Source organism: Camelimonas fluminis (assembly GCF_014656355.1).
In the GTDB taxonomy this organism is placed as follows: Bacteria; Pseudomonadota; Alphaproteobacteria; order Rhizobiales; family Beijerinckiaceae; genus Camelimonas; species Camelimonas fluminis.
In genome coordinates this window covers 58196-73807 of record NZ_BNCG01000005.1, presented here as the reverse complement: position 1 = coordinate 73807, position 15612 = coordinate 58196, and the positions used below count along the sequence as shown (strand labels likewise).

General features: G+C 64.7%; 12 protein-coding genes and 1 pseudogene. All 13 read left to right on the top strand.

What is annotated here, in order from left to right:
- Positions 1–4: 4 nt before the first annotated feature.
- Positions 5–664: pseudogene (nuoE, locus tag IE243_RS08670) on the top strand (NADH-quinone oxidoreductase subunit NuoE); the annotation flags it as partial.
- A 7-nt stretch (positions 665–671) separates the two neighbouring features.
- Positions 672–1973: an NADH-quinone oxidoreductase subunit NuoF gene (nuoF, locus tag IE243_RS08665; RefSeq protein WP_191318968.1), complete on the top strand. Its 1302-nt coding sequence runs from the start codon at positions 672–674 to the stop codon at positions 1971–1973.
- 166 nt (positions 1974–2139) lie between these two features.
- Positions 2140–4218, top strand: a complete 2079-nt coding sequence (gene nuoG, locus IE243_RS08660) for an NADH-quinone oxidoreductase subunit NuoG (RefSeq protein WP_191318967.1) — start codon at positions 2140–2142, stop codon at positions 4216–4218.
- An 11-nt stretch (positions 4219–4229) separates the two neighbouring features.
- On the top strand, positions 4230–5282 hold the full coding sequence (nuoH, locus tag IE243_RS08655) for an NADH-quinone oxidoreductase subunit NuoH (RefSeq protein ID WP_191318966.1): 1053 nt from the start codon (positions 4230–4232) through the stop codon (positions 5280–5282).
- Complete coding sequence (locus IE243_RS08650) at positions 5279–5533, top strand: hypothetical protein (RefSeq protein WP_191318965.1); 255 nt, start codon at positions 5279–5281, stop codon at positions 5531–5533. The genes nuoH and IE243_RS08650 overlap by 4 nt, the downstream gene beginning before the upstream one ends.
- A gap of 144 nt (positions 5534–5677) precedes the next feature.
- Positions 5678–6166, top strand: coding sequence for an NADH-quinone oxidoreductase subunit NuoI (gene nuoI / locus IE243_RS08645; protein ID WP_373301620.1), 489 nt, complete (start codon positions 5678–5680; stop codon positions 6164–6166).
- 229 nt (positions 6167–6395) lie between these two features.
- Positions 6396–7010 carry an NADH-quinone oxidoreductase subunit J gene (locus IE243_RS08640; RefSeq protein ID WP_191318964.1) on the top strand — a complete coding sequence of 205 codons (615 nt, stop codon included), beginning with the start codon at positions 6396–6398 and terminating at the stop codon, positions 7008–7010.
- Positions 7011–7024: 14 nt separating this feature from the next.
- The gene (gene nuoK / locus IE243_RS08635) at positions 7025–7333 is read left to right on the top strand and encodes an NADH-quinone oxidoreductase subunit NuoK (protein ID WP_132005589.1); all 309 of its coding nucleotides are present in this window, start codon (positions 7025–7027) and stop codon (positions 7331–7333) included.
- A gap of 196 nt (positions 7334–7529) precedes the next feature.
- A complete protein-coding gene (gene nuoL / locus IE243_RS08630) occupies positions 7530–9521 on the top strand; it encodes an NADH-quinone oxidoreductase subunit L (RefSeq protein WP_191318963.1) in 1992 nt (663 codons plus the stop codon).
- The gene (locus tag IE243_RS08625) at positions 9521–11032 is read left to right on the top strand and encodes an NADH-quinone oxidoreductase subunit M (RefSeq protein WP_191318962.1); all 1512 of its coding nucleotides are present in this window, start codon (positions 9521–9523) and stop codon (positions 11030–11032) included. The genes nuoL and IE243_RS08625 overlap by 1 nt, the downstream gene beginning before the upstream one ends.
- A 7-nt stretch (positions 11033–11039) precedes the next feature.
- Complete coding sequence (gene nuoN, locus IE243_RS08620; protein WP_191318961.1) at positions 11040–12479, top strand: NADH-quinone oxidoreductase subunit NuoN; 1440 nt, start codon at positions 11040–11042, stop codon at positions 12477–12479.
- 167 nt (positions 12480–12646) lie between these two features.
- A complete protein-coding gene (locus tag IE243_RS08615; RefSeq protein WP_308432025.1) occupies positions 12647–13729 on the top strand; it encodes a biotin--[acetyl-CoA-carboxylase] ligase in 1083 nt (360 codons plus the stop codon).
- A 5-nt stretch (positions 13730–13734) separates the two neighbouring features.
- Positions 13735–15408: a ribonuclease J gene (locus IE243_RS08610; RefSeq protein WP_191318960.1), complete on the top strand. Its 1674-nt coding sequence runs from the start codon at positions 13735–13737 to the stop codon at positions 15406–15408.
- Positions 15409–15612: the final 204 nt, after the last annotated feature.

Sequence of the window (15612 nt, the reverse complement as noted above, 5' to 3'; positions counted from 1 at the left end):
AGTCATGAGCGTACGTCGTCTGGCCCCGCCCGAAGTACAGCCGGCAGAATTCGTCTTCACGCCGGAAAACGCCGCGTGGGCGAGCCAACAGATCGCCAAATACCCGGAAGGCCGTCAGGCCTCCGCCGTGATTCCGCTGTTGTGGCGGGCCCAGGCGCAGGCTGGCGGCTGGCTGCCGCAGCGCGCCATCGAGCACGTCGCCGGCATTCTCGGCATGAACTACATTCGCGTGCTCGAGATCGCCACCTTCTACACCATGTTCGCGCTGGAGCCGGTTGGGCGTTTTTTCGTTCAGCTTTGCGGCACGACGCACTGCATGGTGTGCGGCGCGCATGACCTGCGCGAGGCCCTGCGTGGATTTGTCGGGCCGGAGCGCACGGTTTCCGCCGACGGCAATTTCTCGTGGCTTGAGGTCGAGTGCCTGGGCGCCTGCTGCAACGCCCCGATGGTGCAGATCAACGACGACTATTACGAAGATCTGACGCCCGAGATCCTGATCAACCTGCTGAAGGATCTGGCGGCTGGACGTCCGGTCAAGCCGGGCCCGCAGCAGGGGCGTCACGCGGCTGAGCCGGCCGGCGGCAAGCTGACCTCCCTGACGGACCCGTCGCTGTACGACGGTTCGGTCGTCGGCGCCTGGCGCGCCAGGTTCGCACAGAAGGACTGAGGCCATGCTGTCGGACAAGGATCGGATCTTCACCAACGTCTACGGCCTGCAGCCGGCGAGCCTCCAGGCCGCCCAGCGTCGCGGCGCGTGGGACGGCACCAAGTTCCTGCTGGAAATGGGGCGCGACTGGATCATCGACGAGATGAAGAAGTCGAACCTGCGCGGCCGTGGCGGCGCGGGCTTCCCGACCGGGCTGAAATGGTCGTTCATGCCGAAGCAGACGGGCGACCGTCCGCACTATCTGGTTATCAACGGCGACGAATCCGAGCCTGGCACCTGCAAGGATCGTGAGATCCTGCGTCACGATCCGCATCTGCTGATCGAAGGCGCGATGATCGCCTCGTTCGCCATGGGCGCCCACGCGGCCTACATCTACATTCGCGGTGAGTTCATCGCCGAGCGCGAGGCGCTGCAGCGCGCCGTTGACGAAGCCTATGCGGCGCGGCTCATCGGCCCTGACAACACTCACGGCTATCCGTTTGATTTTTATGTGCATCACGGCGCCGGCGCGTACATCTGCGGCGAGGAAACCGCGCTGCTGGAGAGTCTTGAAGGCAAGAAGGGCATGCCGCGGCTGAAGCCGCCGTTCCCGGCCAACATGGGTCTCTACGGCTGCCCGACCACCGTGAACAACGTTGAGTCGATCGCCGTCGCAGGCACGATCCTGCGTCGGGGCGCCGACTGGTTCAACGGCATCGGCCGCCCCAACAACGTCGGCACCAAACTGTTTGGCATCTCCGGCCACGTCGGCACGCCGTGTGTGGTGGAAGAGTCGATGGGCATTCCGTTCCGCGAGCTGATCGAGCGTCATGGCGGCGGCGTGCGCGGCGGCTGGGACAATCTGCTGGGCATCATTCCTGGCGGCGCCTCGTGCCCGATCATTCCCGCGCATCTGTGCGATGACCTGATCATGGATTTTGACGGCTGTCGCGCCGCGACCTCCAGCTTCGGCACCGCCGGCGTGCTGGTGATGGACAAGTCCACCGACGTAATCCGCGCCATCGCCCGCCTCTCGTATTTTTTCAAGCACGAGAGTTGCGGACAGTGCACGCCGTGCCGCGAAGGCACCGGCTGGATGTGGCGCGTCATCAACCGCATGGCCGAAGGCCGCGCCCAGAAGCGCGAGATCGACATGCTGCTTGACGTCACCAAGCAGATCGAGGGGCACACCATCTGCGCCCTTGGCGACGCGGCCGCCTGGCCAATCCAGGGCCTCATCCGCCATTTCCGACCGGAAATCGAGAAGCGAATCGATCAGTACGCGGCAAATCCGCATATCGATCCGGTTCCGGTCGCGGCCGAATAACCGGCTGGGAGTTTTCGCGTCGACCTTCTGGCCGGCGCAATCATCCAGGCGCTTTCCCGACAGCGGATTCTGCTCAGGGAAGGCGCGGAAACAAAAAGACTAGGGCGTATACCCGGCAAGCCGGAGCGCTCCCACGGCCCAACGTCGCCTGAGACGGAAGGAAGCCATGCCGAAGCTGATTGTCGACGGAAAAGAGATCGAGGTCCCGCCGGAGTACACCATACTCCAGGCCTGTGAGGCCGCTGGCGCCGAGATCCCGCGCTTCTGCTATCACGAGCGGCTGTCCATCGCCGGCAACTGCCGCATGTGCCTCGTTGAGGTGCAGGGCGGGCCGCCGAAGCCGGTGGCTTCCTGCGCCATGGGCGTGCGCGATCTGCGTCCGGGGCCAAACGGCGAGCCGCCGGTGGTCTTCACCAAATCGCCCATGGTCAAGAAGGCCCGCGAGGGCGTGATGGAGTTCCTGCTGGTTAACCACCCGCTGGACTGCCCCATCTGCGACCAGGGCGGCGAGTGCGACCTGCAGGACCAGGCCATGGCTTATGGCGTGGACTCCAGCCGTTTCCATGAGAACAAGCGCGCTGTCGAAGACAAGTACATCGGCCCGCTGGTTCGCACCTCCATGAACCGGTGCATCCATTGCACCCGCTGCGTGCGCTTCACCAATGAGGTGGCGGGCGTCGGTGACCTCGGCGCCATCGGTCGCGGCGAGGATATGGAGATCACCACTTATCTCGAACACGCCATGGGTTCGGAGCTTCAGGGCAATGTCATTGACCTGTGTCCGGTCGGTGCCCTGACGTCGAAGCCTTACGCCTTCAAGGCCAGGCCGTGGGAGTTGATCAAGACCGAGTCCGTGGACGTGATGGACGCCGCCGGTTCGGCCATCCGCATTGATACGCGCGGTCGCGAGGTCATGCGCATCCTGCCGGTCGTCAACGAGGACGTGAACGAGGAGTGGATCTCCGACAAGACCCGCTTCATCTGGGACGGCCTCAAGACCCAGCGCCTCGACCGGCCCTACGTTCGCGAGGACGGCCGCCTGCGCCCGGCCTCCTGGAGCGAGGCCTTCGCGCTGATCGCGGAGAAGGTGAAGGCGACGCAGCCTTCGCGCATTGGCGCGATCGCCGGCGATCTGAACGCCGTCGAGGAGATCTTTGCCCTGCGTCAGCTGATGCAGGCGCTGGGTTCGCCCAACCTCGACTGCCGCCAGGACGGGACGCAGCTCAACCCGGCCTTCGGTCGCGGCAGCTATCTGTTCAACGCCACAATCGCCGGCGTCGAGGACGCGGACGCCGTTCTGCTGATCGGCTCCAACCCGCGCCGCGAAGCGCCGGTGCTCAACGCCCGTATCCGCAAGCGCTGGCTGGCGGGCAATCTGCCGGTCGCCTATGTTGGCGAGGCGATGGACCTGACTTACCGCGCCGAGCAGCTTGGCGCTGGAGCGCAGACGCTGGTCGATCTGGCCAATGGCGCGCACGGCTTCGTCGAGGTGCTCCGTCAGGCGCAGCGGCCGCTCATCATTATCGGACAGGGCGCCCTGGCCCGCGCTGATGGCGCAGCCGTCCTGGCGGCCGCCACGCGACTGGCCGTCGACGTTGGCGCTGTCGGCGACGACTGGAACGGCCTGAGCATCCTGCACACGGCGGCGGCGCGCGTTGGCGCGCTCGACGTGGGCTTCTTCCCTGCCGGGGGTGGACTGACGGCGCAGCAGATGGCTGCGGCCGGCGCGCTCGATGTGGTTTATCTGCTCGGCGCCGACGAGATCGAGATCGCCCCGGGCGCATTTGTCATTTACCAGGGCAGCCACGGCGACAGCGGCGCGCACCGCGCTGACGTCATCCTGCCAGGCGCCGCCTATCCGGAGAAGTCCGGCACCTACCTCAACACCGAGGGCAGGGTGCAGGTGGCGGATCGAGCCTCATTCCCGCCGGGCGACGCCCGCGAGGACTGGGCGATCATCCGCGCCTTGTCGGACGTGCTGGGCCATCGCCTCGGCTATGACAATCTTGGCGCGCTGCGCGAGGCGCTTGTGACCGAGGTTCCGCATATGGCGGATCGCAACCAGATCGCCGCTGGCGCGCTGGAGCTTCCGGCAATCGCCGCCGCCATCGCCCAGATGGGGCCGGCGCCGTTCGCCAGCCCAATCGTTGATTTCTATCTGACCAATCCGATCGCCCGCGCTTCGGCCGTCATGGCCGAATGTTCAGCGCTGGCGCGCGGCGCCGTCGCCCAGGCTGCTGAGTAAGGGGAGCCATGATGTCTTTCTGGGATGGTCTCCTGCACGTCCTGCTCATCGCCCTGCAGAGCGTTGTGCTGCTGGTGGCGCTGCTGCTGTTCACGGCTTACTACCTACTCGCCGACCGCAAGATCTGGGCTGCGGTGCAGCTGCGGCGCGGCCCCAACGTGGTGGGGGCTTTCGGTCTGTTGCAATCGTTCGCCGACCTGCTGAAGTTCGTGCTGAAGGAGCCGGTGATACCGGCGGGCTCCAACAAGGGCCTGTTCCTGCTGGCGCCGCTGATCACCGGCGTTCTGGCGCTGTCCGCGTGGGCCGTGGTGCCGGTCAACGCCGGCTGGGTGGTTGCGGACATCAATGTTGGCGTCCTGTTCATCCTGGCGATTTCGTCGCTGATGGTTTACGGCACCATCATGGCCGGCTGGGCCTCGAACTCGAAGTATCCGTTCCTGTCGGCGCTGCGCGCCACGGCGCAGATGGTCAGCTACGAGGTCTCGATTGGCTTCGTCATTGTGACGGTGCTGCTGTGCGCCGGCACGCTGAACCTGTCGGGCATTGTCGAGGCGCAGCAGGCGCGCGGTCTGGCTTCGCTGCTGGGCGCGCCGCAACTCACCTTCCTGAACTGGTACATCATTCCGCTGTTCCCGATGTTCGTGGTCTTCCTGATCTCGACCCTCGCGGAAACCAACCGCCCGCCCTTTGACCTGGCCGAAGCCGAGTCGGAGCTGGTCGCGGGCTTCATGGTGGAATATTCGTCCACGCCGTACCTGCTGTTCATGCTGGGCGAGTACATCGCCATCCTGACCATGTGCGCCATGGGCGCCATCCTGTTCATGGGCGGCTGGTCCGCGCCGGTTGACCTGCCGCCGTTCACCTGGGTGCCGGGCGTCGTCTGGTTCATCCTCAAGCTGTCGTTCTTCTTCTTCCTGATCGCGATGGCGAAGGCGATGGTTCCCCGTTACCGCTACGACCAGCTGATGCGCCTGGGCTGGAAGGTGTTCCTGCCGATTTCGCTGATCATGGTGGTTCTGGTCGCGTTCTTCCTGCACTTCACCGGGTTCGCCCCGGGCGCATGATGCAGTTGCTGACGCCGGCGGCCATCGCCGGCGCCGCCATCGGTCTGATGATGGCGGTCGTGCAAATTCTGGTCGCCCAGGCGCTGATCCGCCGGGCGATCGACCAGGAAACGGAGGCGGAAGGTCCGTCTCCCGATGAACTGGAGTTCCAGAAGCGCCTGGCGACGATCCGCCGGATGGTCTGGTCCTCCCTCGTGATCCTGCCGCTCGCCGGTTTCGCGCTTGGCGTGGCTGTCGGCAGGGGTCTTTGAGTGAATGCGTTTTCCTGAAACGGGGCGTTGTCCGCCTCGCCGGGAGACGCTCCAGGTGGTTCTTCCCCGACAGGGGGGGCTGCTGGCGCAAGCTGGTTGCGCGGGGCTGGACTTCAGTTCGCGCGGCGTTGACGGAGTAAGATCATGGCGATCGGCCAGGCGGTGTCGTCGTTGTTTCTGAAGGAGTTCGTGTCGGCGTTCACGCTGTCGATGCGTTATTTCTTCCGGCCCAAGGCGACCCTCAACTATCCCTTCGAGAAGGGCCAGTTGTCGCCGCGTTTCCGCGGTGAACACGCGTTGCGCCGTTATCCGAACGGCGAGGAGCGGTGCATCGCCTGCAAGCTGTGCGAAGCCATCTGTCCAGCCCAGGCCATCACCATTGAGGCCGGGCCGCGTCGCAATGACGGCACGCGCCGCACCACCCGTTACGACATCGACATGGTGAAGTGCATCTATTGCGGCATGTGCCAGGAGGCCTGCCCGGTGGACGCCATCGTCGAGGGGCCGAATTATGAATTCGCGGTCGAGACGCGCGAAGAGCTCTACTACGACAAGCAGAAGCTCCTCGATAACGGCGATCGCTGGGAGCGGGAAATCGCGCGCAACATCGCGATGGACGCGCCTTACCGTTAATCCAGGTCAGTTCCACGCCCTGTCCGGCGCCAGCGTCCGGGCAGGGCGGTCACCCGCAGCAAAACCCGTTCATTCCGGACCGGAGTTTTGCTCCATGTTTTGAATTGACGCGCTTTCCGCGCGCAGGGCGCCACGGGCCTTGCGGGAAAACGCTCCAGGACGGGTTGAGGGCCTTACCGGGACCTGAAACCGCAACCGACGCCGGGCAGGCTGTCAAGGACGCAGACGGATGATCGCCGCAGCAGTCTTCTTCTATCTCTTCTCAGCAGTGGCCGTCGCTTCGGCGTTCATGGTGATCGCCTCGCGCAATCCCGTGCATTCGGTGCTGTTCCTGATCCTGACGTTCGCCAACGTCACCGGGCTGTTCATCCTGCTCGGCGCCGAGTTCCTCGGACTGCTGCTCATCATCGTTTATGTGGGCGCGGTGGCGGTGCTGTTCCTGTTCGTCGTCATGATGCTCGACGTCGACTTCGCCGAGCTGAAGAAGGGCGCGCTGCAGTACATGCCGGTGGGCGCCCTTGTCGGCCTGGTGTTGCTGGCCGAGCTGGTGATGATCATCGGCGCCTGGCTGGCCCCCGCCGGGGTTCCGCGCACCGTGGCCTCGCCGATCCCGCCGGCCGCCCAGCTCACCAACACCGAGGCGCTGGCCCGCGTGCTCTACACGGACTTCGTCTTCTACTTCCAGGCAGCCGGTCTGGTGCTGCTGGTGGCCATGATCGGCGCCATCGTGCTGACCCTGCGCCACAAGCCCAATGTGCGTCGTCAGGACGTCAGCCGTCAGGTGGCCCGCACCAAGGAAGATGTTATCGAACTGCGGAAGGTTCCCTTCCGTCGCGGCCTCTGAGGGAGATCAGCCAGATGATTATCGGACTTGGCCACTACCTCACCGTCGCCGCCATCCTGTTCACGCTCGGCGTTTTCGGCATCTTCCTCAACCGCAAGAATGTCATCGTCATCCTGATGTCCATCGAGCTGATCCTGCTCTCGGTGAACCTGAATTTCGTGGCCTTCTCCAGCTTCCTTGGCGACATGATGGGTCAGGTGTTCGCGCTGATGGTGCTCACCGTCGCCGCCGCCGAGACCGCCATCGGCCTCGCCATCCTGGTGGTGTTCTTCCGCAACCGTGGCTCCATCGCGGTTGAGGACGTCAATACGCTGAAGGGCTGAGGCCCCGCCGCCGGCTTCCGGGCCGGCGGAACCACGGATCCGCCGCGTCGCGCCTCTGGTGCGACGCGGCTCCAGAGCCGGAGCCGCGAGCGCCTGACATCTGTCGGGCAGGGGAGTTTCCCCGCAAGCGGCGCCGAAACAAGCCACAGGACGGCGGGGCGCAAGCTGCGGCCGTCCACATGCACGAACGGCCGTCATGTATCACGCGATCGTCTTTCTTCCGCTTGCCGGATTTCTGATTGCAGGCCTCTTCGGCCGCATCATGGGGGCGCGCGCCAGCGAAATCGTCACCACGTCGCTGCTGTTCGTTTCAGCGGCTCTGTCGTGGGTGGTGTTTTTGCAGGTGGCGTACCAGTCCGGCCCCGTCCACGTGACGATCGTCAACTGGATGACCTCCGGCGGGCTGGTCGCCGACTGGGCGCTGAAGATCGACACGCTGACCGCCGTGATGCTGGTGGTGGTCAACACCGTGTCGGCGCTCGTGCATCTGTATTCGATCGGCTACATGCATGAAGACCCGTCCCGGCCGCGGTTCTTCGCCTATCTGTCGCTGTTCACTTTCGCCATGCTCATGCTGGTGACCGCCGACAATCTGGTGCAGATGTTCTTCGGCTGGGAAGGCGTCGGCCTGGCCTCGTACCTGCTGATCGGCTTCTGGTACGAAAAGCCCTCGGCCAACGCCGCCGCCATGAAGGCCTTCATCGTCAACCGCGTTGGCGACTTCGGCTTCCTGATCGGCATCTTCATCGTCTTCGTGATGACGGGATCGGTCGCCTTCGACCAGATCTTCCCGAAGGCCGCCGAGATGGCTGGCAAGACGTTCCACTTCCTGGGTTATGACTGGAACGCCATGACCATTGCCTGTCTCATGCTGTTCATGGGCGCGATGGGCAAGTCGGCGCAGTTCCTGCTCCACACCTGGCTGCCTGACGCCATGGAAGGTCCGACCCCGGTGTCGGCGCTCATTCACGCCGCCACCATGGTGACCGCCGGCGTGTTCATGGTCGCCCGCCTGACGCCGCTGTTCGAACTGGCGCCCACGGCGCTCGTGGTGATGACGGTCGTCGGCGCCACCACGGCCTTCTTCGCCGCCACCGTCGGCCTGGTGCAGAACGACATCAAGCGCGTCATCGCCTATTCGACCTGCTCGCAGCTCGGCTACATGTTCGTGGCGCTGGGCGTCGGCGCCTTCGGCGCTGGCGTGTTCCACCTGTTCACCCACGCCTTCTTCAAGGCCCTGCTGTTCCTTGGCGCCGGTTCGGTGATCCACGCCATGCATCATGAGCAGGACATGCGGAACATGGGCGGGCTGCGGAAGTACATTCCGTACACCATGACCGCTATGCTGATCGGAAATCTGGCGCTGACCGGCTTCCCGTTCACGGCCGGGTATTATTCGAAGGACGCGATCATTGAATCCGCCTTCGTCTCGCACTCGCCGGCGGCAACCTACGCCTTCCTTTGCGTTGTCATCGCCGCGCTGTTCACCTCGTTCTACTCCTGGCGTCTGTTCTTCATGACCTTCTTCGGCGAGCCGCGCTGGAAGCAGCATGACGCGCACGGTCATGACGATCATGCGCACGCGGCCCATGCCCATGATGACCACGGCCACGGCGATCACACGCCGCACGAGAGCCCGATGGTCATGATGATCCCGCTGGCCGTGCTGTCGGTCGGCGCGCTGGTCGCGGGCGCGGCGTTCGCCGGGTCGTTCATCGGCGACAACTACGAGCACTTCTGGAAGGGCGCGCTGTTCACGGCGAAGGACAACCATATCCTGCACGACATTCACCACGCGCCGCTGTGGGTGAAGCTGTCGCCGATGCTCATGATGATCCTGGGCTTCGTCGTCGCCTGGTGGTTCTACGTCAAGAACCCGGCGCTGCCTGTGCAACTCGCCGCCGACCAGCCGATCCTGTACCGCTTCCTGCTCAACAAGTGGTACTTCGACGAGATCTACGACGTGCTGTTCGTACGTCCGGCGAAGTGGATCGGCAGCTTCCTCTGGAAGAAGGGCGACGGCTGGCTGATTGACGGCTTCGGGCCCGACGGCGTGTCAGCCCGCGTGGTTGACGTGGCCAACCGGGCGGTCCGGCTGCAGTCCGGCTACCTCTATCACTATGCGTTCGCCATGCTGATTGGCGTTGCAATCCTCGTTACCTGGTACCTCGTTGGAGGGGCCCACTGATGTTCGGCTTTGGCATCCTCTCTGGCCTGGTCGCCATTCCGGTTGTCGGCGCACTGCTGATCCTGGCGTTGCGCGGCGCGAAGGAATCCGTCGCCGCCAATGCGCGCTGGATCGCGCTGGCGACCACGGTTGCGACGTTCATCCTGTCTCTGGTCGCCTGGCATCGCTTTGATACGGCCAGCGCCACGTTCCAGCTGGTTGAAAGCCACGCCTGGATCGCGGAGACCATCCGCTTCAAGCTTGGCGTCGACGGCTTCTCGCTGCCCTTCATCGTGCTGACGGCGTTCCTGATGCCGTTCTGCGTGCTGGCGTCGTGGAATTCGATCGAGCACCGGGTGCGCGAATACTTCATCGCCTTCCTGATCCTGGAAGCGACGATGATCGGCGTGTTCGCCGCGCTCGATCTGGTGCTGTTCTACCTGTTCTTTGAGGCAGGCCTGATCCCGATGTTCCTGATCATCGGCATCTGGGGTCATGACCGGCGCATTTACGCCAGCTTCAAATTCTTCCTCTACACGCTGCTCGGCTCGGTGCTGATGCTGCTGGCGATCATGGCCATGTACTGGCAGGCCGGCACCACCGACATTCCGACGCTGCTGCAGCACAAGTTTGGCCCCCAGCTGCAAATCTGGCTTTGGTTGGCCTTCTTCGCCTCGTTCGCGGTGAAGATGCCGATGTGGCCGGTGCACACCTGGCTTCCTGACGCCCACGTGGAGGCGCCGACCGCCGGTTCGGTGATCCTGGCCGCCATCCTGCTGAAAATGGGCGGCTACGGTTTCATCCGCTTCTCGCTGCCCATGTTCCCCGACGCGTCGGCGTATTTCGCGCCGCTGGTCTACGCCATGTCGGTGATCGCGATCATCTACACCTCGCTGGTCGCGCTGATGCAGGAGAACATCAAGAAGCTCATCGCCTATTCGTCGATCGCCCACATGGGGTTCGTCACCATGGGCATCTTCTCGATGACCGAGCAGGGCGTCCAGGGCGCCATGTTCCAGATGGTGTCGCACGGCCTCGTCTCGGGTGCGCTGTTCCTCGGCGTCGGCGTGATTTACGACCGCCTGCACACCCTGCGCATCGACGCCTATGGCGGCCTTGTCTCGCGCATGCCGAAATACGCCATCGTCATGCTGATCCTGACCATGGCCAACGTCGGTCTTCCGGGCACCTCGGGCTTCGTCGGCGAGTTCCTGACGCTGCTTGGGACCTTCCGCGCCAACACGTGGGTGGCGTTCCTCGCCTGCACCGGCGTCATCCTGTCGGCGGCCTACGCCCTGAGGCTGTTCCGCCGCGTGGTGTTCGGCCCGATGGAGAAGGACGTCCTGCGCAAGATGACGGACCTCAACGTGCGCGAGGTGGTGATCTTTGTCCCGCTGATCCTGCTGATCATCTGGTATGGCGTGCAGCCGGGCCAGATCCTCGACGTGTTCGCCGCGCCGACCGCAGAACTTCTCAAGCACACCCAGGCAGCGCTTTCCGCCGTGAAAACGGCTGCGCTCGCGACCCATTGAGGCAAGCATGACCGCCGCAGCGATTTTTCCAGCGCTTCCGTTGTTCCTGCCCGAGCTGTTGCTCGCGGGGAGCGCGCTTGCGCTGCTGCTCATCGGCGCTTTCGCCGGCCCCCGGTCCACGGCTTTCGTCAATGGCATGACGCTGCTGTTGCTGATCGTTGCGGGCGCACTGGTTGCGATGCAGCCGGAAGGACGGACCGTCGCCTTTAACGGCGCTTTCGTGGTGGATGGTTTTGGCCGCTTCATGAAGGTGCTGGCGCTGATCGGCGCCGCCGGCGCGCTGATGCTGTCGTTTGACGATTTCCGCCAGCGCGGCCTCAGCGCCTTTGAGTATCCGGTGCTGGTGCTTCTCTCCGTCACCGGCATGATGGTGATGATCTCGGCCGGAGACCTGATCGCGCTGTATATCGGCCTGGAGTTGCAGTCGCTGGCGATCTACGTCATCTGCGCCTTTGACCGCGACAATGTCCGTTCGACGGAAGCTGGCCTGAAGTACTTCGTGCTGGGCGCCCTGTCCTCGGGCATGCTGCTGTACGGCGCGTCGCTGATCTACGGCTTCACCGGCACTGTGTCGTTCGCCGGCATCGCCGCCGCCGTTACGGGCGCTCCCCATAGCGGCGTGATCTTCGGTCTGGCCTTCCTGGCCGCTGGCCTTGCCTTCAAGATGAGCGCCGTGCCGTTCCACATGTGGACGCCGGACGTTTATGAAGGCGCGCCGACGCCGGTCACGGCTTTCCTCGCCAGCGCCCCCAAGGTCGCCGCCGTCGCCATCACCGTGCGCGTGCTGGTCAGCGCCTTCCCGGGCATCACGGGCCAGTGGCAGCAGATCATCGTGTTCGTGTCGTTCGCCTCGATGGCGCTGGGCGCCTTCGCCGCGATCGGCCAGCACAACATCAAGCGTCTGATGGCCTATTCCTCGATTGGCCACATGGGCTTCGCCCTCGTCGGTCTTGCGGCCGGCACGGAGCAGGGCGTCTATGGCGTGCTGCTGTACATGGCGATCTATGTGGCGATGACGCTGGGCGTGTTCGCCTGCATCGTCGCCATGCGCCGCAATGGCCAGCCGGTGGAGGAGATCAGCGATCTCGCGGGCCTGTCCAAGCAGAGCCCGGCGATGGCCTATCTGTTCGCCCTGCTGATGTTCTCGCTGGCCGGCATTCCGCCGCTGGCCGGTTTTTTCGCCAAGTTCTACGTCTTCGCCGCCGCCATTCAGGCCAAGCTGACGCTGCTGGCGGTGTTCGGCATCCTGACCAGCGTGGTCGGCGCCTTCTACTACCTGCGCATCGTCAAGGTGATGTTCTTTGACGAACCGAAGGAAGGGCTGGACCCGATGCCCGTTGCGGCCAAGGTGGTTCTTGCCCTGTCGACGGTGGTCACGGTTGGCTATTTCGTGGCGCCTGCGCTGCTGAATGTGGTGGCGGTCGCTGCGGCGAAGACCCTGTTCTGACAGACGGGCAGATCCGCTCCGGGACTCGAAAAAGCGCGGCGTCGATGACGCCGCGCTTTTTCATGCGTCCGGCGCCTTCCGCTCCCGTTACAACCCGGCGTCTTTGCCGGTCGTGAGATGAAATACAGGTGTAGCGTTGACCGGGCGGCTCTGGCATACACGATGGGATGCCCGGGATCATCGGCCCGCTGCTTCGTCAGGCAGGGCGGGCTCGCCGTTTCCTGGGCGCCATGGAGCGCGACATCGCCATAGAGCGCTTTCCGACCAGACGGAATCGTCTGGTCGATCAGAATTCGCTCAAAACAAGGAAACTGGAGCAGTTCCCGATCCATATAGAGCGGGAATGGCTCCAGCCCGGTGGAGTCAGACAGGAAGCGCTGCACAAGCCGGAAGGGGCGTCGACATACATGCGATTTTCACTGGCGCCTCAGGCAGAAGCGACAGGTTACAGGCTGCTGGCCTTTGACGTCGTCGAGGGTTCCACGAATACGGACGCCATGGAGCGAGCGCGCGCCGGCGCCGAGGCCAATCTGTGGGTGGTGACGTCGCAGCAGCGCGGCGGCCGCGGTCGCCGTGGCCGCAGTTGGGAAGGGCCGCGAGGCAATCTGGCCGCGTCCCTGCTGGTCGAGCCCCAGTGTGAGCCGGGCATGACCGCGACGATCGGTTTCGTTGCTGGCGTCGCGCTTCACGAAGCAGTCCGGGTTTGCGCGCCGCATCTGGCGGACAGTCTCCGGGTCAAGTGGCCCAACGATCTGCTGATCAATGGCGGCAAGGCCTCGGGCATGTTGCTCGAGAGCGAGGTGCTCCAGCGCGGACGGCGCGTGGTGGTCATTGGCGTCGGCGTCAATGTGGTGGCCGCGCCGGAAGGCGCGCCTTATGCCGTGGCATCGTTGCAACAGGCCGGGGCGCACGTGAATGCTGCGTCGGTTTTTGAAGCATTGTCAGCTACATGGCTGGAATATTTCGCGTTATGGGATAACGCCCGGGGCATGAGGCGCATTCGGGACGAGTGGTTGTCCAGGGCGCACGGCGTCGGCGGCGCGGTCGCCATCCAGTTTGGCGATGAAGTCATTCGCGGCGTGTTCGAGACAATTGACGCCGCCGGGCAGCTTGTCGTCCGCCTGCCCACGGGCGAGGCGCGGACCATTACCGCAGGCGATGTCCAATTTGGCGACGTGGGTTCATTCAGGGGGGAGGCCGCGGCTGCGCGCCCGCAGGACGGGGCGTCGCAGAACGCAGCAAGGATTTGATGCACATGACACAGCCGGTTGAGGAACTCGTTTTTGCGCCGCTTGGCGGGCTGGGCGAGATTGGTATGAACGCGGCCCTGTACGGTTTCGGGCCGCGCAAGAACCGGCAGTGGATTCTGGTGGATCTGGGCGTGAGCTTCGCCCAGGCCGACACGACCCCTGGCATTGATCTGGTGTATCCGGATCTGCAGTTTTTGCACTCGATCCGCAATAACCTGCTTGGTCTGGTGGTGACGCACGCCCATGAGGACCATATCGGCGCCATCGCCCAGTTGTGGCCTCAGGTCAGCGTGCCAGTCTACGGCACCCGCTTTTCGCTTGGCCTGCTGGAGGCGCGGCGACTGTCGGAGTTCAACGCGCCCAAGATTCCGCTGCGCGAGGTCAAGCAGGGCGGCGTTCTGACCCTGGGCCCGTTCAGCATCGAGTTCGTGCCGGTGTCGCATTCGATCCCTGAGGCGAACGCGCTCTGCATTCGCACGCCCGCCGGCACGGTGCTGCACACTGGCGACTGGAAGCTGGACGCCACGCCGGTTGTTGGCCGCGCCACGGACGTGGAGCGCCTGAAGGCGATTGGCGATGAGGGCGTGCTGGCCCTGGTGTGTGATTCCACCAATGTGGTCCGCGCCGGCTCAAGCCCGAGCGAAGCGGATGTTTCCCACACCCTGAAGGACCTGATCGCCGGCGCCAGCAACCGTGTTTGCGTCACGGCCTTTGCCTCCAATGTGGCCCGCATCCGCTCGGTGGCTGAGGCTGCGGCGGCGTGCGGTCGTGAAGTGGTGGTGGTTGGCCGCGGTATGGACCGGGTGATCCAGGTGGCCGATGAATGCGGCTATCTCAGCGGCCTGCCGCCGTTCCGCGCGCCGGATGCGCTGGCCCGCCTGCCGCGCAACAAGGTGGTGGCGCTGCTCACCGGCAGCCAGGGCGAACCGCGCGCCGCCATGTCGCGGATTGCTCGCGATGATCACCCGGCGCTGAAAATTTCCCCCGGGGACCGGGTGATTTTCTCATCGCGCACCATTCCGGGCAACGAGCGCGCCGTCGGCGAGATTATCAACAGGCTGATGCTGAAGGACGTGGAGGTTCTGACGGATCGGGATCATCTGGTCCACGTCTCGGGCCATCCCCGGCGCGGGGAGCTGGAGCAGCTCTATGGCTGGATCCGCCCGAAGATCGCGATTCCGGCCCATGGCGAGCCGCTGCACCTCACCGAGCACGCCGCGTTCGCCCGCGCCCAGGGCGTGCCGACTGTTATCCGCGCCCTCAACGGCGACGTGGTGGCGATCGCCGAAGGCGGGGCCGGCGTTGTTGGCAAAATCCCTTCTGGCGTCCAGTACAAGGACGGCGACATCGTCGTGCCCGCTACGGAGCCAGCGATCGCGGAGCGCCGGCGACTGTCGTTCGCTGGCGTGGTGTCGGTGGCCATCGCCGTGGATGACGGCGGCAATGTCATCGGCGAGGCCGAGGTCCAGATTGCCGGCGTTCCGGCCAAATCGCCCCAGGGCGAGGAGCTGGCGGGGCTGATCGGTGAGATCGTCGACGAAACCATCGACAATTTCCCGCCGCGCAAACGGCGCGATTCAGGGGCGTTCGCCAGCGCCGTCGAGCGCGCGGTGCGCAATGAGCTGCGCAACATCTGGGGCAAGAAGCCGATTTGCCACGTGATGATCGTCGGCGTCTGACCGGCGTATTCTGGATCCGCCGGGCCGGCGCCAACGGGCCGCATGGACAGGCGGCGCGGGGCGTGGGATGCGCAGATCGCCTGGCGCGGACCGCTGTCCGCCCGGAAGCCATTTATCGGGAAACTGGCCGCAGCAGATCAGGGGCCCGCTTCAACACGGTTTGACGCGTTTTCTGGCGGCGCGGGCTGCGCCCGGCCGGAAGGC